This window comes from Geodermatophilus sp. SYSU D00710, assembly GCF_054050195.1.
This window is the reverse complement of sequence record NZ_JBJGYX010000058.1, coordinates 1-22,299: the sequence shown is the minus strand read 5'-3', so window position 1 is coordinate 22,299 and position 22,299 is coordinate 1. Positions and strand designations below refer to the sequence as shown.

Here is a 22,299-nt window from a genome sequence, read left to right as displayed (position 1 = left end):
CCGGCCGGCCGCCGCGTGAGGCCGGTCACCTCCGTGGCCCCAGGGCGGGACAGGGCTGGCGTGTCCCCGTCCGGTCCGTCACGATCGCTGCCTGGCTCCGGGTGGACGTATGAGACGTCTACCCCCGACCGGGGACCCGGGGCCGCGCTCGCCGGAGCGGCCGACGGGGACCCCGCGACGCCGCGTCCGGCAGGCGGACGGCAGCCGGCGGGACGAGCGCGGAGGTGCACGGTGGGCAGCGGTACGGGCACGGCCACCTGGGTCTACGACTTCAGCGAGGGCAACAGGGACCAGAAGGACCTGCTCGGCGGCAAGGGGGCCAACCTCGCCGAGATGACGAACCTGGGGCTGCCGGTCCCGCCCGGGTTCACCATCACCACCGACGCCTGCCGCTGGTACCTCGAGCACGGCAGCACCCCGCCCGACCTCGCCGACCAGGTCACCGAGCACCTGACGGCGCTGGAGAAGGCGATGGGCAAGACGCTCGGGGACGCGACCGACCCGCTGCTGGTCTCGGTCCGCTCGGGCGCCGCGGCGTCGATGCCCGGGATGATGGAGACCGTCCTCAACGTCGGCCTCAACGACGACTCGGTGCAGGGCCTGGCCGCGCAGTCGGGCAGCGACCGCTTCGCCTGGGACTCCTACCGCCGGCTGATCCAGATGTTCGGCAGGACCGTGCTCGGGATCGAGGGCGAGGCGTTCGAGGAGGCCCTCGACGAGGCCAAGCGCGAGCAGGGCACCGACCTCGACCTCGACCTCGACGCCGAGCACCTGCGCGACGTCGTCGACCGGTTCAAGGCGATCGTGCGTGACCACACCGGCCGGGACTTCCCGCAGGACCCGCGCGAGCAGATGGACCTGGCGGTCAACGCCGTCTTCGACTCGTGGAACTCGCCGCGCGCTGTCCTCTACCGCCGCCGTGAGCGGATCCCCGGTGACGCCGGCACCGCGGTCAACGTCTGCGCCATGGTGTTCGGCAACCTCGGCATGGACTCCGGCACCGGCGTCGCGTTCACCCGCGACCCGGGCAGCGGCGAGCAGGGGGTCTACGGCGACTACCTGCAGAACGCGCAGGGCGAGGACGTCGTCGCCGGCATCCGCAACACCGTGCCGCTGCCCGAGCTCGAGCGGATCGACGCCGGCGCCTACCGCGAGCTGCTGTCGACCATGAGCACCCTCGAGTCGCACTACCGCGACCTGTGCGACATCGAGTTCACCGTGGAGCGCGGCAAGCTCTGGATGCTGCAGACCCGGGTGGGCAAGCGGACCGCGGCGGCGGCCTTCCGCATCGCGACCCAGCTGGTCGACGAGGGCCTCATCGACATGGACGAGGCCGTCCGCCGGGTCAGCGGCGACCAGCTCGCCCAGCTGATGTTCCCGCGGTTCGTCTCCGGCGGGGACGCCCGCCAGCTCACCCAGGGCATGAACGCCTCACCCGGCGCCGCCGTCGGGAAGGCGGTGTTCTCCTCCGAGACCGCCGTCCAGTGGGCCGACCGGGGCGAGAAGGTGGTCCTGGTCCGGCGGGAGACCAACCCCGACGACCTCGCCGGGATGATCGCCGCCGAGGGGGTGCTGACCAGCCGCGGCGGCAAGACCTCGCACGCCGCCGTCGTCGCCCGCGGCATGGGCAAGACCTGCGTGTGCGGCGCCGAGGAGCTGCAGGTCGACACGAAGAACCGGCGCTTCACCGCACCCGGCGGCGTCACCGTGGAAGAGGGCGACGTCGTCTCCATCGACGGCTCCACCGGGCGCGTCTGGCTGGGCGAGGTGCCGGTCGAGGACTCCGCCGTCGTCCGCTACTTCGAGGGCGAGATCGACCCGGACGCCGACGACACCGACGACCTGGTGCGCAGCGTGCACCGGGTCCTCACCCACGCCGACCGGGTGCGCCGGCTCGCCGTCCGCACCAACGCCGACACCCCCGAGGACTCCGCGCGCGCCCGCCGGTTCGGCGCCCAGGGGATCGGGCTGTGCCGCACCGAGCACATGTTCCTGGGCGACCGGCGGCGGCTCGTGGAGAAGCTCATCCTCGCCGAGGACGACGAGGGCAAGCAGCAGGCCCTCGACGCGCTCGCGCCGCTGCAGAAGCAGGACTTCCTGGAGATCTTCGAGGCCATGGACGGGCTGCCGGTGACCGTGCGGCTGCTCGACCCGCCGCTGCACGAGTTCCTGCCCGACCTCACCGACCTGTCGGTGCGGGTGGCCGTCGCCGAGGCGCAGGGCCACCCGGACGAGGCCAACCTGCGGCTGCTGGCCGCGGTCCGCCGGCTGCACGAGCAGAACCCGATGCTCGGGCTGCGCGGCGTCCGGCTCGGCCTGGTGGTGCACGGGCTGTTCGCGATGCAGGTGCGGGCCATCGCCGAGGCGGCCTGCGAGCGCCGGGCGGCCGGGGGCGACCCGCGGCCGGAGGTCATGATCCCGCTGGTCGGCGCGGTGCAGGAGCTCGAGGCGATCCGCGAGGAGTCCGAGCAGGTGCTCGCCCAGGTGTTCGAGGAGTGCGGCGTCGAGCTGGACATCCTCATCGGCACGATGATCGAGGTCCCGCGGGCGGCGCTGACCGCCGCGGAGCTCGCCCGGTCGGCCGAGTTCTTCTCCTTCGGCACCAACGACCTCACCCAGATGACCTGGGGCTTCTCCCGCGACGACGTCGAGGCCGCGTTCTTCCACGCCTACCTGGACAAGGGCATCTTCGGCGTCTCGCCGTTCGAGTCGCTCGACCGGCCCGGCGTCGGCCGGTTGGTGCGGGTCGGCGCCGAGGAGGGGCGGTCGGCGCGGCCCGACCTCAAGCTCGGCGTCTGCGGCGAGCACGGCGGCGACCCGGACTCGGTGCACTTCTTCCACGAGGTGGGCCTGGACTACGTCTCCTGCTCGCCGTTCCGGGTGCCCGTCGCCCGGCTGGAGGCCGGCCGCGCGGTGCTGGGCGGGGGCACGTCCGGCTCCTGACGGCCCGGCGCCACACCGGCCACGGCTGCCACGGGCGGCACACGCGCCGTGTTATCCATGACCGGTGGCACGGGTCGGAGCTCTGGTGTCGCGGGTGTTCGCCGCCGGCGTCCTCGCCGCCCTGCTCCTGGTCGCCTCCACGGCGGTGGCCATCTGGTGGACCGCGCGGCAGGACGCCCGGCCGTCGTCGGACGCGATCGTCGTGCTGGGGTCGGCGCAGTACAACGGCGTCCCGTCGTCGATCTTCGAGGCGCGGCTCGAGCACGCCGCGGCGCTGTGGGAGGACGGCGTCGCGCCGGTCGTCGTCACCGTCGGCGGCAAGGCGGCGGGGGACCAGTTCACCGAGGCCGAGGCCGGCCGCGCCTACCTGCTCGACGCCGGGATCCCCGAGGAGTCGCTGCTCGCGGTGCCCGAGGGGGTGGACACGCTGGAGAGCGTGCGCGCCGTCGGCACCGCGTTCGCCGAGCGCGGGTGGTCCAGCGCCGTCCTGGTCACCGACCCGTGGCACGCGATGCGCGCCGAGCGGATGGCCGAGGACGCCGGCCTGACCGTCGAGAGCTCGCCCACCCGGCAGGGGCCGGCGGTGCGGACCCGCGGCACGCAGTTCCGGTACATCCTGCGGGAGACCGCCGCCTACCTGCTCTACCGCGTGACCGGGGAGAGCGTCGCGGGGGCACCGGGCATCGGCTGAGGAGGGCGCGTGCTGGAGCTGGGCAGGGGCAGCCGGGAGCTGCCGGTCCTGCGCGACGGCGAGGTGGTGGCCGTCCTGCGGGCCGCCGGATGGAAGGAGGCCGCCACCGCGGTGGTCGGCGACCGCGAGTGGGTGTTCACCAGGCGCAAGCGGGACCTGGTCGGCCGGCTGGCCGCCGACCCCGAGGAGGCCGCCCGCATGCGGGCCGTGCGGACGTCGGCGTGGCGGGGGACCTGGTGCGTCGACCTCGACGGCGTGCCGGTCGACGTCGAGACGGTGTCCTGGTGGAAGGGCACGCGGCGGTACACCTCGGGCGGGCGCACGGTGGGCGAGGGCGGAACGACCGGCGGCTGGTCCCCCCGTCCCACCGTGACCGCCGACGACTCGCTGTCCCTGGAGGCGCAGGTCTTCCTGCTGTGGGTGCAGCTGGTGCTCGACCGCCGTCAGACCGCCACCACGATCGCCGCCACGACCGGCGGCGCGGCGGCGGCCGGCAGCAGCTGACCGGCCGCTGCCGGTCCGTCGTCCGGGGAGGGGATGATCGGTCCGGGACGCGCACGGGCGTCCCGGCAGCAGCACGACGGAGGGGGCCCATGGCCGGCCGGGGACGCATCCGAGCCGCGGACATCGCGCTGGTGCGCGAGCGCAGCCGGATCGACGAGGTGGTCGGCGAGCACCTGCAGCTCAAGCGCGCCGGAGGCGGCAGCCTCAAGGGCCTGTGCCCGTTCCACGACGAGAAGTCGCCGTCGTTCCACGTCACGCCCTCGCGCAACCTCTTCCACTGCTTCGGCTGCGGGGCGGGCGGCGATGTCATCAGCTTCGTCCAGCAGATCGACCACCTGAGCTTCACCGAGGCGGTCGAGCGGCTGGCGGCGCGGGCGAACATCGACCTGAAGTACGAGGACGACGGCGGCCGACCCACCGGTGCGCCCGATCGTGCCCAGGCCGGGCAGCGCGCGCGGCTGGTCGCCGCGAACACCGAGGCCGCGCACTTCTACGCCGAGCAGCTGCGCAGCCCCGAGGCGGCGCCGGCCCGGCAGTTCCTCGCCGACCGCGGTTTCGACCGGCAGGTCGCCGTCGACTTCGGCTGCGGCTACGCGCCCGGCGGCTGGGACGCGCTGACCCGGCACCTGCGCGGGAAGGGCTACACCCAGCAGGAACTGGTGACGGCGGGGCTGGCCAAGGAGTCCTCGCGCGGCACGCTCATCGACCGCTTCCACCGGCGGCTGGTCTGGCCGATCCGCGACATCACCGGCGACGTCATCGGGTTCGGCGCCCGCAAGCTCATGGACGACGACCCCGGCCCCAAGTACCTCAACACCCCCGAGACGCCGCTGTACAAGAAGAGCACCGTCCTCTACGGCATCGAGCGGGCCAAGCGCGACATCGCCCGGCGGCACCAGGCCGTCGTCGTCGAGGGCTACACCGACGTCATGGCCTGCCACCTGGCCGGGGTGACGACGGCGGTCGCCTCCTGCGGCACCGCGTTCGGGCCCGAGCACATCAGCGTGCTGCGGCGGCTGCTCATGGACCAGGACGAGTTCCGCGGGGAGGTCGTCTACACCTTCGACGGCGACGCCGCGGGACAGGCGGCGGCGATGAAGACGTTCAAGGAGGACCAGCGCTTCGTCGCGCAGACGTTCGTCGCCGTCGAGCCCGACGGCCGCGACCCGTGCGAGCTGCGCCAGGCGCACGGTGACGCCGCCGTCCGCGACCTGGTGGCCCGGCGGACGCCGCTGATCGAGTTCGTGCTGCGGACGACGCTGGCCGAGTACGACCTCGACACCGTCGAGGGCCGGGTGGCCGCGCTCGACCGGACCGCGCCGCTGCTCGCCCAGGTCAAGGACCACGCGCTGCGCCCGGCCTACGCCCGCCGGCTGGCCGGCCTGATCGGGGACACCGACGAGGCCGAGGTGCTCGAGCGGGTCCGCCGGATCACCGGCGGGGAGACCGCCCCGCCCCGCCGGCCGCGGACCCCGAAGCGCACGCCCGACGACGCCGCGCTCGCCGTCGAACGCGAGGCGGTCAAGGCGGCGCTGCAGGTGCCCGAGATCGCCGGGCCGTCGTTCGACGCGGTGCCGCCGGCCGCCTACACCGACCCCGACTACGCCGCCGTTGCCGCGGCCGTGGCGCAGGCCGGGGGAGCGGCGGCCGCCCGGGTGTCGGGTCCGGCGTGGTTGGACGAGGTGGCCGCGCACTGCGACCGGGAGACCGCCCGCGCGCAGCTGACCGCGCTGGCGGTGGAGCCGCTGCGCTCGGTGGGCGAGGCCGACGCCGGGTACGTCACCGCGGTGCTCGCGCGGCTTCAGGAGATGGCCACCGTCCGGCAGGTGACCGCGCTCAAGGCCAAGCTGCAGCGGATGAACCCGGTCGAGCAGGGCGACGAGTACATGCGCGCGTTCTCCCGGCTGATGGCGCTCGAGCAGGAGGCCATCTCGCTGCGGCAGCGGGCGATCGGCGGGCTGACGTGAGCCTCGGAGCGCGGCTGCGCCGGCGGCTCACCCGCCCGCCCGAGCCGGTGCGCGCCGTCGTCCAGGGCTCGACGGACGCCGACGAGCGTGTGCTGGCCTGGGGAGAACTCGTGCGCGGGCAGGGCTGGCTGGTGGCGACCAGCCGCGGGCTGCGCGTGGTCCCGGCCGGACTGCCGTTCGAGGAGGCGGCGGGGGTGGACGTGCTGCGCTGGCACGAGGTCGGGTCGGCACGCTGGGCGGCGACCAACGACGGTGGCGGGACGTTCACCGTGACCGCGCTGACCGAGGTCGAGCCCGGCGTGCAGGCGCGCGAACCCGCCGAGCGGTACGCGCTCACCGACGCCGGCGAGCTGCCGGCCGTGGTGCGGCGGCGGGTCGACCAGACCGTGGTCGCGAGCCGCCGCTCGCCGCTGCCCGGTGGGGGAGGGGTGCTGCTGGTGGCCCGGCGCGTGCCCGGTCAGGCCGCCCGTGAGTGGACCGTCGTGTTCGACGACGACGCCGACCGCACCGACCCGGAGGCCCGTGCCGTGGCGCGCGCCAAGCTGGAGGAGGCGCTGGCCGCCGAGCAGCCCGGCTGAGCCGCCCTCGCGGGCTGCCGTCGCGGGCCGCCCGGCGGCGCGCCCGGCTCAGCCGACCGGGGGCGGGTCGGCGGGCAGCGCGGTGAGGTCGGGGGACTCGGTGGTCGTCGCCGGAGGCGTCGTCGTCGTGCCGGTGCTGCGGACCGCGGTGGTGTCGGCCCCCGTGTCGCGGCCCATCTTCGACTTCACGGAGCTGATGGCGTCGTCGGCGCGGGCCTGGGCCATGCCGGCCAGTCCCTGCAGCTGCGGGTTGTCCTTGGCGTCGGACCACAGGCCGAGGATCTGCTCGTAGCGCTCGCGCCCGGCCTTCGCGCCGAGGACGTAGCCGGCACCGAAGCCGAGGAGGAAGGAGAACTTGGCCACGGGGACCTCCGTGTTCGAGACGTGAACGACCTGTTGATCACGCTACGGGCGGACGCCACCGTTCGCGATCGGAGGAGCCTGCGCAGGGCGCCCGGGGCCGTCAGGTACTCTGGACCTGCGCGCGGGCCACGCCCGCCCGTCCCCCGTAGCTCAATTGGCAGAGCATGCGACTGTTAATCGCAGGGTTATTGGTTCGAGTCCAATCGGGGGAGCACCACCGCAGGTCAGCGGCCTGACGTGGTCGCGGGGCCGGGCCTCACGACCAACTTACGACCAACAAACGAGCGGACCGCCCACCTTCGGCGGGGCATCCCTTCGCGGGCGGTGGTCACCGAGCGGGTCGACGACGAGGACGTGCCGGCGCCGCGGTGGTCGACCTCCCCGAGCTGTGCGTCGGGGTCGGAGCGCCTCACCGCGCTCGAAGGCGGACACGCTCCGGCGGCACGCTCGTGAGGCGACCGTCCAAGCCGTGGTCGCGCAGCGGGGCCCAGGTGACTGTGGAGTGCAGTCGAACCCGTCGGCGCAGTCGCCACGCCATCTGATGCTTCGACCACCGCCGGCCGTCGTTTCCGCTCCACGTCCCGTGGCGAGTGGAAACGAAGACATTGCGCCGTTAGGTCCTCGGGCTCTGCCAGAGTCCGCGCAGGTATCACTGTCATGTATCACGACAGTGGCTCTAGCCTCCTAGGAAGTGCACCCAGGGGGATGGCCATGGCCGCTCGGACGCGAGGCGCGCAACCTTGCGCCTCAATCCGTCTGATGATCGCACTGCTCCACTTCGTGCTTCCCCTGTTGCTCTTGGGAGCCTGCGGTGATGCGCCGCCAGATCCTCCGACGCCGCCGCCGGGCACCTTGCCGCCGCAGGGGTCTGCTCCTTCGGCGCCGCCAACGAGGACCTCCCCACCGCAGGTTTCTTCCGACAGATTGGTCGGACGGCGGTCAGGCCATTGTCATCCCCGCAACCGAGGCCTTGCGTCTCGTATTCACATCACACGGCGCATCGCGTTCCGAAACGTGTTGACGACGAGCACAACGACCTTCGACGGACTCTGCAGCCGCCGGATTGAAGTCGATAAGCTTCGAAGACGTGTCTATGTGCTGTGTGTCCTGCTGCGCTCTTGCTGGGACCCCCTGCCGGTGAGCTGTGTCATGTACTGCGTGATTCGGTGGTCTTGGCCGAACACCCGGTGACTGCGCCGCAGGGTCTCCTCGCCCAGGTCGCGGGCCGCCTGCACCTCACCCAGCCCGGCCAGGGCGGACGTGAGGGCGGCCGCGGCCCAGAGGGTGATCGCGTGGTCGGAGCCGAACACCCGGCGACAGCGCCGCAGCGTGTCCTCGCCCAGGTCGCGGGCCGCCTGCGCCTCACCCAGCTCGGCCAGGGCGGAGGTGAGAGCGGTCGCGGCGAGCTGGGTGGTCGCGTGGTCGGGGCCGAGCATCCGGCGGCTGCGCTGCAGGGTGTCCTCGCCCAGGTCGCGGGCCGCCTGAGCCTCACCCAGCTCGGCTAGGGCGGAGGTGAGAGCGGCCGCAGCCGACAGGGTGAGCCCTTGGTCCGGCGCCAACACCCGGCGGCAGCGCTGCAGGATGTCCTCGCCCAGGTCGCGGGCCGCCTGCGCCTCGCCCAGCCCGGCCAGGGCGATAGTGAGGAAGACCCCCGCCCACAGCGTGATCGCGTGATCCGGGGCCAATACGCGACGACAACGCTCCAAGGTGTCCTCGCCCAGGTCCCGGGCCGCCCGGGCCTCACCCAATCCGACCAGGGCGGTAGTGAAGGCGGCCGCCGCCAACAACGTGGTCGCGTGGTCGGGTCCGAACACCCGGCGACAGCGTTCCAGCGTGTCCTCGGCCAGATCACGGGCCGCCTGCATCTCACCCAAGGCGGCCAGGGCGGAGGTGAGGGGGGCCGCCGCCCGCAGCGTGGTCGCGTGGTCGGGTCCGAACACCCGGCGACAGCGTTCCAGCGTGTCCTCGCCTAGGTCACGGGCCGCCTGCGCCCCACCCAGCATCTCGAGTACGAGGGTGAGAGCAGCCGCCGCAGCCAGGGTGGTGGGATGGTCGGGGCCCAGCATGCGGTGGCTGCGCTGCTGAGTGTCCTGGCCCAGGGCGCGGGCCGGCCCTGCCTGACCGAGCCCGCACAGGGCCAAGGTGACAGTGCTTGCGGCGGCGAGGGTGTCGGGATGGTCCGGTCCGAGGCTGGCTCGCCAGCGGTCGAGCAATTGCGCGGACACATCCCGACTGGCGGAGCTGTCTCCCCTGGCCTGCAGGTAGCGGGCGGTGTCCAGAATGAAGCGCCGGTAAGCGGAAGAGGATTCACCCTGCGGGCTGGTGGCCAGCACGTGGGCAGCGAGCTGGGCGTAGCCCGGCCAGCTGACAGGGTCTTCTGGGTCGCCGGGGGCGGCGGCGGCCAGCAGCGCGACCACCCGCTCGGCGGTGGCCTGCTGCCGGTCGCCGGGCATCTGGTGGCGGATGACCGACTGGACCAGCCGGTGCACCTGAAAACCAGCGGCGGAGCGGCGGGCCAGGGAGTAGCCGACCAGCGCGCCGACGGTGTCGGCGAGTGCGTCGGCGTCGGCGGCGGTGGCGCGCAGCCGCTCGTCGAGCAGTTCCGGGTGATCGCCGATCAAGGTCAGGGGGATGGGTTCGGGGGCGAGGAGGGCGGCCAGCTCCAGCAGCGCCACCGCGGCTGGGTCTTCGCGGCGAAGTCGGTCGAGCGCCAGCGCCCAGGTGGTGTCGATCCGCCCGGCATAGCCGACCACCTCACCCTTGCTGAGCAGGGTGGCGCGGCGGGTGCGGAAGCGGCGCAGATAGTCCGCCGGCGGCAGGTCGGTCTGCTCCAGATACCCGGCGGCCTGCGCGGCGGCCAGCGGCAGGTCGCCCAGTTCGGCGGCGAGCTTGTCGGCCAGCTCCCGGCTCAGGGCCGGGATCCGCGCGCGCAGCAGCGCCACCGTCTCGGCCCGGGCCAGAATGTCCACCTCCAGCCGGCCGCCGAGGGCACCCCAGCCGGGGTAGCGGGAGGTGATCAGCACGTGCCCGGACCCGCCGGGCAGGTAGTCGGCGATGTCGGCCGGCCGCTCGGCGTTGTCGAATATCAGCAGCCAGCGGTCCCGATCGCGCAGCTCGGCCAGCAGCCGCTCGACAGTGTCTGCCGCGGTGGGCCCTTGAGGGAGGTCCAGCCGAGCGGCCAGGCGGGCGAGCTGGCCGGGGATGAGCACCGGCTGCTCGGCGTCGATCCACCACGCCAGGTCGTAGTCGGCGGCGAATCGGTGCACGTACTCGATGGCCAGCTGGGTCTTGCCCACTCCGCCCAGGCCGTGCAGCGCTTGCACCACCAGGGAGGCCTCACCTGACCGCAGCCGCTGGTGCAGCTGGTCGAGCAGGCCGGCCCGACCGGTGAACCACGGATTGCGGGTCGGCGCGTTCCACACCCGCGGCGACCGGGCGGCCGGCGGCGGGCCGAGCGCCGAGTCCTGGGCCAGGATCGCGGTCTCCAGCCGGCGCAGCTCGCTGCCCGGGTCGAGGCCGAGCTCCTCGGCGAGGATCATGCGCAGCTGCTGGCCGGCGGCCAGCGCGTCGGCCTGCCGGCCGCACCGGTACAGCGCCAGCATCCGCTGGGCCCACAGCCGCTCCCGCAGCCGATTCGCCCGGCAGAGCTGCTCCAGCTCGCCGACCAGCTCGGCGTGCCGACCGCAGGCGAGATCCGCCTCGACCCGCGCCTCCACCGCGGCCAGCCGCGCCTCGGCCAGCCGGGCCGCCTCCCCGACCAGCCGCGTCTCCGACGCTTCGGCCAGCCGGTCACCGCGCCACAGCGCCAGCGCGGCGCGCAGGGCCGCCGCCGCGGCGCGGGCCGATCCGGCCGCCAACTGCGCGGAACCGCGGGCGGCCAGCGCCGCGAAGCGGTCCACGTCGACATCCACCTCGTCGCCGGCCAGCACATACCCCGGAGACCGGGCGAGGATGGCGTGGTCGCAGCCGGCCGCGGCCAGGCCCTTGCGCAGCCGGGAGATCAGCACCCGCAGCGACACGCCCGCTGACTCCGGAGGATCCTCGCCCCACAGCGCGTCGATCAGCCGCTCGGCGGCGACCACCCGCCCGGCGTCCAGCGCGAGCAGCACCAGGATCAGTCGTTCCTTCGCCGCCCCGATCCGCACCGGCCGGTCGCCGCACTCCACCTCCAGCGGGCCCAGCAGGCGAACGACCAGCCGCATGCCGCTCAGGCTATTCCCGCCGCGGCCGACCCAGGCGGCGGGACGCAACGCTCCCGCTACCCCCGCGCTACAGCGGAGCCCGAGTGTTCAGACCTGCAGACACACCGTCTGCAAGAGCCCACAGGAGGAAGCTGTGACCGCAGTCGCAACGTATTACCAACTGCTCGATGAAGAAATCGAGCTGACGAGAAGCGAAGGCGAGGACGACGGGACGTTCACACAGTCCGTCGGAGTCGATCCGGCGTCGGGGGAAGGTGCTGCGCTGACCTGGATGGCGCGGCGCAAGGGGAGCGGAAGCGTGACCTACACCGTCACTCTGAACGACATCCGGCTGAACACCTACACCGTCACCTCGGCCGATCGGTTCGCCGTCCAGGAGACCATCGATACGGATCGCGTCATCAAGGGCGACAACAGGGTCGTCTTCGAGGTGACGAGCACTACCGGTACCCTGGGGCTAAGCGATGTCATGTTGTGGCACCGGGTGAACGTGTAGTCCGGACCGGTGGGCTCGCCATGATCCGAGCTAGCCTCGATATTCTCCCGATCTTGATCAGATCGCGCGGTTGATTCGGTGGACACCCTCCCTCGCAGGGCGTCTGCAGAGTCGTGACGTGCGGCTGTGAACTCGGGTGTTGCGGGCGGGCTCGGGGCCTGCGGTGATCTGGCGCTGTCTGAAGTCACCGAATCGCCGGAGGCGCCCGTGCCCGCATCGCGCCTGTCCGTGGTCACCGACGTCGTTCAAGCCGTAGATGAGCCGGGCGCCGAGTTGTCCGCGGCCGACTCAGGGCGGGTGCTGGCCGCGCCGACGGCCGGCTTGAAGAACAGCAACGGCGGAGGTTACGGACGCTGCTGACGGGTGGCGTGGGGCGCGCTATGCCGATGGCATGTGCTATCCCGATAGTGGCGGGCTGATCGCCGAGGAGCGGGCCCGGCGAGAACAGGTGCGGCGGGTCGCGGCCGAGTGGATCGAACAAGAGGGCGACCCGCCACCTACCCACCGGTAGAGCAAGGTATTGCCCGTACTGGACTTGGGCGCCCTCGAGAGAAGGAAACAATGGACCCGTTGATCACGTTTTATCAAACGCTGGCCGGAACTAGCTTCACCCTTCTCAGTCTATGGTTGGGGGTCTTGCAGTTCGCCCACGGCGGCTGGCGCACCGATCCCCGTAGGCACCGATGGGGCACGCACGCCGCCTTGCACTTCTTCCTGCCGGGCATGGCCAGCCTGGCCTCCATGCTCGCCGCCGGAACCAGCGGCCTGATCTGGCGCGTCACATTCGTCGTGGCCGGATTGGCTGGACTGATAGAAGCGGTGTCCTTCCTGCGCGCTCCCAATGGTCCAAAGGCGCCATCGTTCAGGGCTCTGCGCTTTGTCGATCCGATCCTCTATGGGCTGATGGTCGTAGCTGCGGTCCTGCCACGAGGCACGTTCGCCCTGCCCCCCTTGCAGATACCAGGCATGGTCACCGGCGCGCTGTTCCTGGTGGGACTGTGCTACGTCTGGCTGGCGCTCGCCGAGCGCCGCCCGGAGGATGCCGCCACGAACCAGCAGGCTGATACCACCGCTGCCGAGAACGCGTCTCTCCAACCCGGGCCGGTCCGCGTCGCCCAGCCTTGAGCGCCCGGCTCCTGAGCTCGACAGTGGCGATGTGAACTGCCCCGGCGAGTCCGGAGACTCTGGGATGCCCCCGGTTCGGTGGACTCGTGGCCGATTGAAGCATCCGGTATCCGAGTCAGCGGACTCCTCACTACTCACCCCCGGCGCGGACGCCGTCATCGACCTCGGCCCGGCGCAGCCACTTGCCCACCGTCTCGGTGGAGGCGATGCCCAGCTTCTGAGCCACCGAGCGCATCGCTCCTAACTCGGTGACGTGATCTGGCCGGGACCGGCGTCCGGATCGGCGACGGCAGCGCGGGTGCCACGGCGGCGGTTCGCGGTCGCGGTACTGAGCTGCCACGTGGAGCGCCGGGCGTTCGGGCTCTCACCCGGTTTCTGGACGTGACGGCGGATCGGCTGGGAGATGAGCCGGGCGACGCTCGATGGGCGCCAGCGCCGATTCGCCGGGGTGCGGAAGCCCTCGGCGTCCAGCGCCGCGGCGATCGCGTCGATGGACACCCCGTCCCGGTGCAACTGTTGCAGTCTCTCGACGCCGTGCGTGTCGGCGGTGCCGCGCTTCCCGCGCCTCGTTGTCCTGGCACGGACGGCGGCCCCACGTGCCGGGGGGAGAGGCCACTCGCGCAGGCTGGACAGGTCGGACAGGGGAGGGGCGGACCCCACAGCGTGCCCTGGCCGGTGCCACAGCCGAGTACCTCGAGGAGGGCGGCTTACCCCGCGGTTTCCACTCCCTCAGCGAGGACGTCGACCCCCAAGGTTCGGCCCACGCGACGATGGCCCGCGCGTCCCGCTGTTCGGTGATGTGTGGTGGCGGAGATGACCGCCCCGGCGGACGACGTCCCGGAGTCGGTGATCACCAGCAGCCGGAATCCGCTGGCTGCACTGCGGGCCCGGATGGTGTGGCCATCACGGACCGGGCCGTGTGCCGGCGACGAAGCTCCGATCGATCTTCAGCGCGGAGACCGGGAGGTCGCGCAGGCTCGCCAGGGAGCTGTAGCCCGTGCCGAAGTCGTCCCTGGCCACCCGAACCCCCTTCTCGCCAAGACGGTGGAGCAGCCCAGCCGCGAGGTGGGGGTCGCGCGCGATCGCCGTCTCGGGGTCGTGGACGCGTCGGCGTCGCGCAGGTCATAACGCACGACGTGACGTCCGCCGCGAGCCAGGGCCTCGCAGAGCGCGTCGGGCCAGGAGAGCATGGTCGGACCGCCCACGAGCAGCACGAGGGGCGCCGCCGCATCGCCGAAGTGCTCGCCCCCGAGCTCGACGCCGTCGGGCGTGCGGAACGAGCGGACCGTCGGATGCATCGTCTCTCCTCGATCTGCGGTGACGGCGCCCTCCGCGCCGCCCCGGCGATGAGAGGTAGACCCGAGGAAGCGGGCCGGCTCATCGCTGCTGACTAGGCGAGCCAGGTCGCGGCCACGTGCGGCCGTCAAAGCCCGTCGGCGCAGCCAGAGTCGAGGAGAGGCGTCAGGGCGCACCGGCGCCTGCGGGCGACCTCAACTGAGAAGCCGGGATGCGGACAGGGCCGGGGCGGTCCTGTTGGCGGGCTTCCTTAGTGTCGCCCGAGTTTCTTTTTCCGGAGATTGATGCCTCCATCATCCTGAATCCTGAGCGGTTCAAGCGGCCTATTCAAGCTCGACGCTTGTGCAGTCCGTCCCCTTGAGTAGGCGACCCGCGCAGGTCCAGCCGTACGCCTCATAAGCTGAGCCAGCCGGACTCTCCAAGTACAACGAGTAGCAGGCCTCTTCGTCCCCGTGCTCGCAGTCGTCCCATAGGGCGTCGAGGACCGGATCGTCGCCGTAGCTCAATGTGTCCGTCGCAGCACCCGTCGTCGTCAACGGCAGTGTCACCCCTGTCACGACAAGCAGGAGGCCAGCCGTGACGATGCCGATCCCGCGAGCCCGCCCAGGTGGATCGTCTGGACCAGTCGGCCCGCCGGAATTCCGCGAGTACATCGCGATTTGCTCAACGTCGCCCCGCCGCACAGCCTGACCGGCTGCCCTGTCGACAGCCACTAGCCGCAACTCCCGCAGGGCTTGCGTCGTGCGGTATAGGTGATTGGCGCGTGGCAGCAGCTTGCGGTCGGCGAAGGCGTGAACACTAACCCCTTCCCGCACCCACAGCACGATCCCGCACTTGCGGAAACGGTAATGCAAGCTGACGAGCAGCGGCAACAGCAGCACCCCGCCTGTCACCATGAGCACCACGGAGATGATTGTCACGGCCCAACCGGAGGTCAGTCGCAAAGGGAGACCGATGCCCAGAATGGCGACGAGGAACAGCCACACCGTCGCGGCAACGTAGAGAAGCCATCGCGATGGCTGTACGACGACCCCGCTGTTGACATGTTCCAGTCCGCCATCCTGATACGTGACTGCGCCCAGCAGGCCAACTCGTAGCGTGGCGATTCGGCGATCAGTCACAGCGGCAAAGCTGTGAGTGCCAAAACCCCACATGCCCAGCACGCCAAGGTAGTCGCTATCCCGCACGGTCTCACCAGGGGGTAAGAACTGGCCGAACATCGTGTCAATCGCCGAACGATCGCCGCGCTTGGCGCGATCCAGCAGACTCGGCTCAATCCGCAGCAACCCCCCGCGAGGAGCCTTGGCAGGGGTTGGTGTTGGCGTCGTACTACTGGTCGGGGTATTCGGGTCCATCGCGGTCCCTCTCCTGACAGCTAGCTAGCGGTCTCGGAATAGCCGGCGCAGTCGCCCGATAGGGCGTCGACGGGACCAGTCCTCCGGGGGCACGTCTCGGATCGACACCTGGGGATTGCCCTCCCGGGAAGGCGAGGACGCTGGTGTCTGAGCGATGGCGCCGGGTTTGATCAGTCCGGCGACGCTCTCGACTATCCGGTCCAGGTGCTGCTCGAACGGAGGAGTGATCGCGTCCAGCCAGTGCACGACGCCCAGGAAGTGCTGGAACGAGCGGCCCATCTCCACGTCCTCGATGCGCAGCGGCAGCACGGGAATTCCCAGATGAACCGCCCGCTCGACCTCCCGCACCATGTGCTTGGACGCGTTCGCGCCTGCGGAGAAGACAACGACGAGTAGGCCGCACTGCTCAAGGGCGGCGACGATCGCCTCACTCCACATCTCGCCGGGGGGCGCATCGCGATGGGCTGTCCAGCAGCGGACTGCATGCTCTTCCAAGGCGCCGCAGACTGCGTCGGCCACCGGCTTGTCGCGAGAGCAGTAGGAGATGAAGACGTCGTGGGCCACGGGGCCCTCCCTGGGCTGTCACCGGCGGCCGGCGCTGGAGCACATCCAGGCTGCTACCAACACCGCGGGCTGTCCACGAGCCTGCCTTCGGTACCGGCGCATCGCTCCACGGGTGACCACGGTGCGCGGGGCAGCACGACATCGCTGAGTGTGTCCACCGGGTGTTGGCCCGCGGCGCCCGCTTACAGCGCGGGTTCATGCGGACCAGCCACTCACCGGACGGATCGAGCAGCCGGCCGTCGAAGACCCGATCGGGCACTGCCGTTCCGTTCGGGCGACGGTGCTGAACACGCCGTCCTCGGTCAGGGGTCTGATCGGCACGTCCAGTCCGGCGATGTGCAGCCCGTGGCGGTCCCACCTCCACCTGGTGGGTGGGAGCCGCACGGGTCGGGTCCACGTCCGCGACGCGACCAACTTACGACCAACAAACCGCCCTTGACGCCCGACAATGACCAACGCCGCCCGATCACTTGAACGGTCACTGAGCTGCACGTTCGTCGCAGGCCACTCGTTGCCGACGACCTCAAGATCAACCCGCAGGGTTGGAGCCTGACCCGGTTCTCCGGACACGTCGGGTGAGGTGATCATGCCGCGATCAGAGCGGCGGTGTGAAGCTTTTCGAACTGCACGGGACTGAGGTAGCCGAGCGCGGAATGCCGCCGGCGAGGGTTGTAGAAGGCCTCGATCCACTCGAAGATCGCCGATCCGAGATCGCCCTTGCTGTCCCATCGCTGCCGGTCGAGCAGTTCGCGTTGCATGGTCGACCAGAAGGACTCCATCAGGCCGTTGTCGACGCTGGAGGCCACCCGGCCCATCGAGCCCAGCAGGCCGGCGGCGCGTAGCCGGTGGCCGAAGATCCAGGACGTGTACTGACTACCGCGGTCGCTGTGCACCACTGCGCCGGGGGCCGGTCGGCGGCGCCAGCGGGCCATCTCCAAGGCGTCGACGACCAGCTCTGAACGCATGTGGTCGGCGATCGACCAGCCGACGACGGTGCGGCTGAACACGTCGAGGACGGCGGCGCAGTAGACCTTGCCCTCGGCGGTGGGGTGCTCGGTGATGTCGGTGACCCACAGCCGGTCCGGGGCATCGGCGACGAAGCGGCGCTGCACCAGGTCGGCGTGCACGGCCGGCGCCGGTCCCGCTCGACGGTGTTTGCGCCGGTGGCAGACGCCGGCCAGGCCGGCGGTGCGCATCAGCCGGGCCACCCGCTTGCGACCGCAGACCATCCCGAGCCCCTGGCGCAGCTCCGCGTGCACCCGTGGTGCGCCGTAGGTCCCCCGCGAGGCGGTGTGGACCTCGATGATGGTCGTGCTCAGCTGCTCGTCGGTGACCTGGCGGGGGCTCGGTGGCCGGTTTCGCCATTCGTAGTAGCCCGACCGCGAGACCCGCAGCACCCGGCAGGCCACCGTGACATCGACTCGCAGGTCGGGGTCATCGGCGAGCTCTTGGACCAGCCGGTAGATCATTTTGGGCCGGGGAAGGCCTCCCGGGCGAAGTAGGCACTGGCCCGCTTGAGGATCTCGATCTCCATCGCCTGCACCCGGTTCTCCCGGCGCAACCGCACCAACTCGGCCCGCTCATCGGTGGACAGCCCCTCGGCGCGGCCGGTGTCGATGTCGTCCTGCTTGAGCCACCGCCGCAGGCACGACTCGGCGATGCCCAGGTCGTGGGCGATCTCGGCGATCGACTTCTCCCGCCGGCGGGCCAGCTCCACCGCTCTGCGACGGAACTCCGGTGGCTTGGCTGCAGGCATCCAGGACTTCTCTCCGAGGCGATCCTCGCCTCAGATCAGGTGTCCGGAAAACCGGGTCAGGCTCCGTTATTGGTTCGAGTCCAATCGGGGGAGCACCACCGCAGCTCAGCGGCCTGACGCGGTCGTGGGCCCGGGCCCCACGACCAATTCACGACCAACAAGCGAGCGGACCGCCCGCCGCGGGCGAGAGTCATCCCCCCGCGGACGGTGGCCGTCGAGCGGATGAACGGCCAGGACCTGCCGCCGTCGCGGCGGTCGACCGCCCGGGCGTGGATCGGGCTGGCAGTGCCTTGGAAGACGTTGCATTAGTTCGTTGGGAGTCGTCGGGCGCAGATGAGGGTGACGGCCAGTCGGGCCAGCGCGGTGATGGTCGTGGCGGTGCGGTCGTAGCGCAGGGCGAGGCGTTTGTAGGACAGCAGCCAGCCCAAGGTGCGTTCGACGACCCAGCGGTGCCGGCCGAGGCGGGCGCTGGAGTCCCGGCCGAGGCGGGCGATCCGGGCGGTGATCCCGCGGCGGCGCAGGTAGCGGCGAACCCGCGGATTGTCATAGCCCTTGTCCCCGTGCAGCTTGACCGGTCGTCGTCGCGGATGGCCGCGCCCGCCCCGCTTGATCGCCGGCATGCCGTCCAGGAGCGGTTCGACGAAGAGGCTGTCGTGCCGGTTCGCGGCCGAGACCAGCACGTTGAGCGGGAAGCCGTGCGCGTCGATGAGCAGGTGGTACTTGCTGCCGGCCTTGCCGCGGTCAGTGGGATTCGCCCCGGTCAGCTCACCCCCCTTCTCGCCCGGACGCTGACCGAGTCCAGGCTGGCCCGCAACCAGTCCAGCCGGCCGCGTTCACCGAGCCGGCCCAAGACGGCCTGGTGCAGTCGATCGAAGACGCCGGCGTCGGCCCACTCGTGCATCCGCCGCCAGCAGGTCCAGCCCGACCCGTAGGCGAGCTCGCCCGGCAGCTGGGCCCAGCCGATGCCGGTGGAGAGCACGAACGCGATGCCCTCCAGCACGTCCCGGTTAGACGTGCGAGGCTGACCGGTGCGGCCGTGCACCGCCGGCTTGCGCGGCGGGATCAGCGGCTCGACCAGCGCCCACAGCTCGTCACTGATCAGCCGCGGCGGCGGGGAAGACACCGACGACGACAGACACCGACGACGACATGGCCCGCACCCTGCGCCGACGTCTCGTGGGCGGACAGAGCCCGAGGACCTACTTCCGCAACGTCTTCTTAACCCGTCCTGAGGCGGACGCGCTCCAGCGGCCACACTGCCGGGGACCGCCCCGGGCCGCACGGTCACCGTCACCGCGTCCACGGCGGTCCGCGCACCGAACCGCTTCGTCAACTCCCGCAGCTCGATCACGACACCGACGCCAGGGACGCTGACCGGTCGGCCGCGTCACCCGCCGGACCGGTCCTGCCGTGGCTCTCGGGTACTACGCGGCCGGGTTCCGCCCCGGGCCCGGCCGCACCTGTGCCAGCCGGCGCGCCAGCTGCGCCCGGGCGTTGAACGCCGTCTTCATCAGACGGTCGGCAGGCGAGCCGTCGGCCGGGAACATGCCCAGCTGCCGTGCGTACTCCATCTGGTCGAACGCGACGAACCCGCTGCGGATGCGGCCCTCCCGGACGACGAAGTGGTCCATGCCCTCGAGCGCGATCGCCTTCCCGGTCGGCGCTATGCCCTGCAGCGGGCCACGATGGGTCCCCGTCAAGCGCCAGTGGACGAACACGTCCTCACCGTGCTCGGCGAGAGCGAGGATCTCGACGTGGAAGTCGGGCATCCCGGTGAACGTCTCCACCCAGAAGCGCACGATCTCGTCCGCGCCCCGGCAGACCCGCTGCGGGAAGTGGCTCACGGACTCGTCGTCGTAGATCTGCCGCAGTGACGAGGAGTCGTGCGCGTTCAGCCGGTCGAACGTCCAGCGGATGACCGACTGAGGCGAGACGTCGCCGGGTGCCGGGGAACTCATGGGGCAGCCTGGCACCGGGGTCGTCGCCGTGACAACGGACTTCTCGTGCGGCTCCCTCGCGGCAGGCCCCGCCGCGCCGCCGTGCCGCCGCCCGGCGCTCAGGCGGCGGCCTCCGGCTGCGGAGAGAGCCGGCGCAGCACGTCGGCCAGCGTGATGACGCCGAGCACCGCACCGCCGTCGGTGACCACGGTCAGGTGGTTGCGGGTCTCGCGCGTCGCCTTGAGCGCGGCGCCACGGGTCGGCACCGTCAGCGCCGGCAGTTCCGCCGCAGGCGGGCTCGAGGTCAGCGCACGACCGTGCCGCTGCGCCGGCCGGATCCCTCGGCCGGCCGGCGCCTCACCCACCGCGGGGGACGCGCTGAAGCGCAGCGTTGCACTTGCTGTCCGGGCCTGCCGGCGTTCGAGTGGTCGCGGCGGTCGACCCACATGGACAACCACCGCGTCAGACCTGCTGCGGACCCCGGAACGGCGTGTTGGCCGGCAAGGTCAGGACCTGCATCTGGCCCGCGGAGGACGCCGGGGATGCGACTGCAAGGGTCATGACGTCCGGCGTCACCGACGACGGCGGGTGATGTTCCCGCTGGAGGCCACGGAAACCGACCACGTCGAGACCTGCTCCGAGCGCCGCGAGCGCCGCCTTCCCATGCATGGCACCCCCCATCACATGGCAAGCCGGGTGCAGCCACGGTGGCCGCGGGGCCGCGGGGCCGCGGGGCCGCGCATCCGGCCGACGGCGCGTCGGCCACCGTTGTGCGCCGACACGCCGCCACGGTGACGCATGCCCACACCGCCCGGCGAGGTCGGTGGTCTCGGTCAGGGGCAGTCGCGGCTGGGTCCCCAGGTGGTGCAGCAGCAGGGCCTGCCCTGCCGGCGGCACCGTCCGGCGCAGCCGGAGCGCGCCGGTCGCCAGCGCGGTGCCCATGCGGGACCGGCCGCCGCCGGAAGACTGTACGGCCGGCGCTGCTCAGGCCGCCGAGGTGGACCCGGCTCGACTCCGTGTCGTCACGGGTGCGGCGGCCGTTCCGGGCGGCGCTGCGTGCAGAACCGGTTCACGCCGTGCGATGGCCACGCGGCGGCGCGGCGGGTCCGGGTCTGCACGAGGAACGCCTTCCGGTGCCGTCGTCACCCTGTCCGTCACACGGGGGAGGGCGGGAGGAGGGCCGCGTGGCCGTCGACGAGGTGCACCAGCGGCGGACGGATGGTGACTGGGGGCGAACAGCGTCCGTGGCCGGGACGGTGGCCGCCATCGGGCTGTGCCTGCAGTCGTTGCTGTTCTTCCTGGACGCGAGTGTCCTGCCTGGCAACCCGCCGTTCCGGGAGACTCCCGCCGGCCGGGCCGCGGACCTGGCGACCTTCTTCGCGGCCAGGGCCGAGCGCCAGCACGATCTCCTGTGGAACATCGTGCTGCGTGACATCCTCGGCCCGGTCGCCGCGGTGGCACTGATCGTGCTGACCTATGCCGTCGTCCGCGCCCACGGCGGGGGACGGGCGGGGCCACAAGTCTGGGGACTGGTGCTCTCGGTCGGGGCGCTGTTCAAGGCGGTGGCCGACCTGGTGTATCTCAGCCAGCTCGCCGTGTGGCGGGACACCGGTTTCCTCACCGATCCGCCGGCGGACATCATCGCCGTCGGCCGCGCCTCCGACGCGGTGACCGGCATCGCCGACCTGCTGGAGCAGGCGGCCAACGTGACCGTCGCCGTCGGGCTGATCGGCCTGGCCGTGCTGCTGCCCCGGCTGCTGCGGTCGTTCGCCCGGGTGGTCGCGGCGCTCCTGCTCGTCCTCGCCGCCGCCGCTCTGGCCGGCTGGCCGGTGGTGTACGGCGTGCTCTCGCTCCTGGAGGGCGTCCTGCTCGTTCCCGTTCTGCTCGTCGCCACCGGCCGCTGGGCGGCTCATCCCGAGGCCGGGTGACGCCCTCCCCCCAGCGCGAGGGAACGCGCTCGGCATCGACGGGCCCTCCCAGCGCCTCGGCGGTCCCGCCGCCCTCGGCATGGGACGCGGACATGGCCCTGAGCTGCTCCGAGGTGCTGCAGCAGCGCTCGCCGGCTGCGTGTGGAGGGACGGCAGGAGCCGCTCGTGGTCGAGCGCCTTCCAGGGGCTCAGGCCGTGGGTCAGCCGGGCAGCGCCGGGGGTCGTCGACGTCGGTAGCCGCCGATGACGGTGGGCGGCGCCGACCTGCCGTGCCCAGGCCTCGTCGCAGCCTCGATCGCTGGCCTCGCCGCCGATCTCGACCGCCATGCACGGCAGTGTGCCGCCGCGGCCCCTCGCCGGCGAAGGGCGCCGGGCGCCGCTGCGCGCCCGCGAGGTAGCCACCTCCGCCGAGGTGACCAGGGGAGTACCGGATCACCGCACCGGACGCCTGACCGGACCGACCCCGCCCGGGGGGGGGGGGGGGGGGGGGGGGGGGGGGGGGGGGGGGGGGGGGGGGGGGGGGGGGGGGGGGGGGGGGGGGGGGGGGGGGGGGGGGGGGGGGGGGGGGGGGGGGGGGGGGGGGGGGGGGGGGGG

The 22,299-nt window shown here is 72.1% G+C and carries 19 protein-coding genes and 1 tRNA gene; 10 read left to right on the top strand and 10 right to left on the bottom strand.

What is annotated here, in order from left to right:
- Positions 1–231 precede the first annotated feature (231 nt).
- The 5 genes from ppdK to ACI78U_RS20345 all read left to right on the top strand — a co-directional run bounded on the left by ppdK (position 232) and on the right by ACI78U_RS20345 (position 6,683).
- Entirely contained in the window at positions 232–2,943 is a 2,712-nt protein-coding gene (gene ppdK, locus ACI78U_RS20365) for a pyruvate, phosphate dikinase (RefSeq protein ID WP_456877210.1), read from the top strand.
- A gap of 64 nt (positions 2,944–3,007) precedes the next feature.
- Positions 3,008–3,634, top strand: a complete 627-nt coding sequence (locus ACI78U_RS20360) for a YdcF family protein (RefSeq protein WP_456877209.1) — start codon at positions 3,008–3,010, stop codon at positions 3,632–3,634.
- 9 nt (positions 3,635–3,643) lie between these two features.
- Entirely contained in the window at positions 3,644–4,138 is a 495-nt protein-coding gene (locus ACI78U_RS20355) for a hypothetical protein (protein WP_456877208.1), read from the top strand.
- Between the two features lie 89 nt (positions 4,139–4,227).
- Positions 4,228–6,105, top strand: coding sequence for a DNA primase (dnaG, locus tag ACI78U_RS20350; RefSeq protein WP_456877207.1), 1,878 nt, complete (start codon positions 4,228–4,230; stop codon positions 6,103–6,105).
- Positions 6,102–6,683, top strand: coding sequence for a hypothetical protein (locus ACI78U_RS20345; RefSeq protein WP_456877206.1), 582 nt, complete (start codon positions 6,102–6,104; stop codon positions 6,681–6,683). The genes dnaG and ACI78U_RS20345 overlap by 4 nt, the downstream gene beginning before the upstream one ends.
- Before the next feature lie 48 nt (positions 6,684–6,731).
- Here ACI78U_RS20345 and ACI78U_RS20340 read toward each other — a convergent pair whose 3' ends face one another.
- On the bottom strand, positions 6,732–7,046 hold the full coding sequence (locus ACI78U_RS20340; RefSeq protein WP_456877205.1) for a hypothetical protein: 315 nt from the start codon (positions 7,044–7,046) through the stop codon (positions 6,732–6,734).
- Between the two features lie 139 nt (positions 7,047–7,185).
- Between ACI78U_RS20340 and ACI78U_RS20335 the strand changes: the two genes are divergently transcribed.
- Positions 7,186–7,258: transfer RNA gene (locus tag ACI78U_RS20335), tRNA-Asn, on the top strand.
- An 879-nt stretch (positions 7,259–8,137) separates the two neighbouring features.
- Here ACI78U_RS20335 and fxsT read toward each other — a convergent pair.
- Positions 8,138–11,248 (bottom strand): FxSxx-COOH system tetratricopeptide repeat protein, encoded by a 3,111-nt coding sequence (gene fxsT, locus ACI78U_RS20330; protein ID WP_456877204.1) that lies wholly within the window; start codon positions 11,246–11,248, stop codon positions 8,138–8,140.
- A 133-nt stretch (positions 11,249–11,381) separates the two neighbouring features.
- Here fxsT and ACI78U_RS20325 point away from each other — a divergent pair, with 133 nt between their 5' ends.
- The 3 genes from ACI78U_RS20325 (at position 11,382) to ACI78U_RS20315 (ending at position 12,869) form a co-directional block, all read left to right on the top strand.
- Positions 11,382–11,744: a hypothetical protein gene (locus ACI78U_RS20325; protein ID WP_456877203.1), complete on the top strand. Its 363-nt coding sequence runs from the start codon at positions 11,382–11,384 to the stop codon at positions 11,742–11,744.
- 126 nt (positions 11,745–11,870) lie between these two features.
- A complete protein-coding gene (locus tag ACI78U_RS20320) occupies positions 11,871–12,104 on the top strand; it encodes a hypothetical protein (protein WP_456877202.1) in 234 nt (77 codons plus the stop codon).
- Positions 12,105–12,305: 201 nt separating this feature from the next.
- A complete protein-coding gene (locus ACI78U_RS20315; protein ID WP_456877201.1) occupies positions 12,306–12,869 on the top strand; it encodes a hypothetical protein in 564 nt (187 codons plus the stop codon).
- A gap of 240 nt (positions 12,870–13,109) precedes the next feature.
- On the opposite strand, the gene ACI78U_RS20310 is transcribed toward ACI78U_RS20315, so the two are convergent.
- The 8 genes from ACI78U_RS20310 to ACI78U_RS20275 form a co-directional block, all read right to left on the bottom strand.
- Complete coding sequence (locus ACI78U_RS20310) at positions 13,110–13,529, bottom strand: recombinase family protein (protein WP_456877200.1); 420 nt, start codon at positions 13,527–13,529, stop codon at positions 13,110–13,112.
- Between the two features lie 243 nt (positions 13,530–13,772).
- Positions 13,773–13,952, bottom strand: coding sequence for an EAL domain-containing protein (locus tag ACI78U_RS20305; RefSeq protein WP_456877223.1), 180 nt, complete (start codon positions 13,950–13,952; stop codon positions 13,773–13,775).
- A gap of 536 nt (positions 13,953–14,488) precedes the next feature.
- On the bottom strand, positions 14,489–15,520 hold the full coding sequence (locus ACI78U_RS20300) for a hypothetical protein (protein ID WP_456877199.1): 1,032 nt from the start codon (positions 15,518–15,520) through the stop codon (positions 14,489–14,491).
- Between the two features lie 24 nt (positions 15,521–15,544).
- On the bottom strand, positions 15,545–16,084 hold the full coding sequence (locus tag ACI78U_RS20295; RefSeq protein WP_456877198.1) for a toll/interleukin-1 receptor domain-containing protein: 540 nt from the start codon (positions 16,082–16,084) through the stop codon (positions 15,545–15,547).
- 584 nt (positions 16,085–16,668) lie between these two features.
- A protein-coding gene (locus ACI78U_RS20290; protein ID WP_456877197.1) for an IS3 family transposase occupies positions 16,669–17,840 on the bottom strand; the annotation gives its coding sequence in 2 pieces (ribosomal slippage) (positions 16,669–17,588 and positions 17,588–17,840; 1,173 coding nt in all).
- A gap of 305 nt (positions 17,841–18,145) precedes the next feature.
- A protein-coding gene (locus ACI78U_RS20285; protein WP_456877222.1) for an IS5 family transposase occupies positions 18,146–18,975 on the bottom strand; the annotation gives its coding sequence in 2 pieces (ribosomal slippage) (positions 18,146–18,616 and positions 18,619–18,975; 828 coding nt in all).
- A 289-nt stretch (positions 18,976–19,264) separates the two neighbouring features.
- A complete protein-coding gene (locus ACI78U_RS20280) occupies positions 19,265–19,798 on the bottom strand; it encodes an ester cyclase (protein WP_456877196.1) in 534 nt (177 codons plus the stop codon).
- A gap of 98 nt (positions 19,799–19,896) precedes the next feature.
- Complete coding sequence (locus ACI78U_RS20275) at positions 19,897–20,043, bottom strand: hypothetical protein (RefSeq protein WP_456877195.1); 147 nt, start codon at positions 20,041–20,043, stop codon at positions 19,897–19,899.
- 918 nt (positions 20,044–20,961) lie between these two features.
- On the opposite strand from ACI78U_RS20275, the gene ACI78U_RS20270 reads away from it, so the two are divergent.
- Positions 20,962–21,705: a hypothetical protein gene (locus tag ACI78U_RS20270; protein ID WP_456877194.1), complete on the top strand. Its 744-nt coding sequence runs from the start codon at positions 20,962–20,964 to the stop codon at positions 21,703–21,705.
- The last annotated feature ends 594 nt before the right edge of the window (positions 21,706–22,299 follow it).

Bases quoted from the DNA above. Each gene is read 5' to 3' on its own strand.
- ACI78U_RS20300 (WP_456877199.1), bottom strand. From the start codon at position 15,520: ATGGACCCGAATACCCCGACCAGTAGTACGACGCCAACACCAACCCCT.
- ACI78U_RS20280 (WP_456877196.1), bottom strand. From the start codon at position 19,798: ATGAGTTCCCCGGCACCCGGCGACGTCTCGCCTCAGTCGGTCATCCGC.
- fxsT (WP_456877204.1), bottom strand. From the start codon at position 11,248: ATGCGGCTGGTCGTTCGCCTGCTGGGCCCGCTGGAGGTGGAGTGCGGC.
- ACI78U_RS20315 (WP_456877201.1), top strand. From the start codon at position 12,306: ATGGACCCGTTGATCACGTTTTATCAAACGCTGGCCGGAACTAGCTTC.
- dnaG (WP_456877207.1), top strand. From the start codon at position 4,228: ATGGCCGGCCGGGGACGCATCCGAGCCGCGGACATCGCGCTGGTGCGC.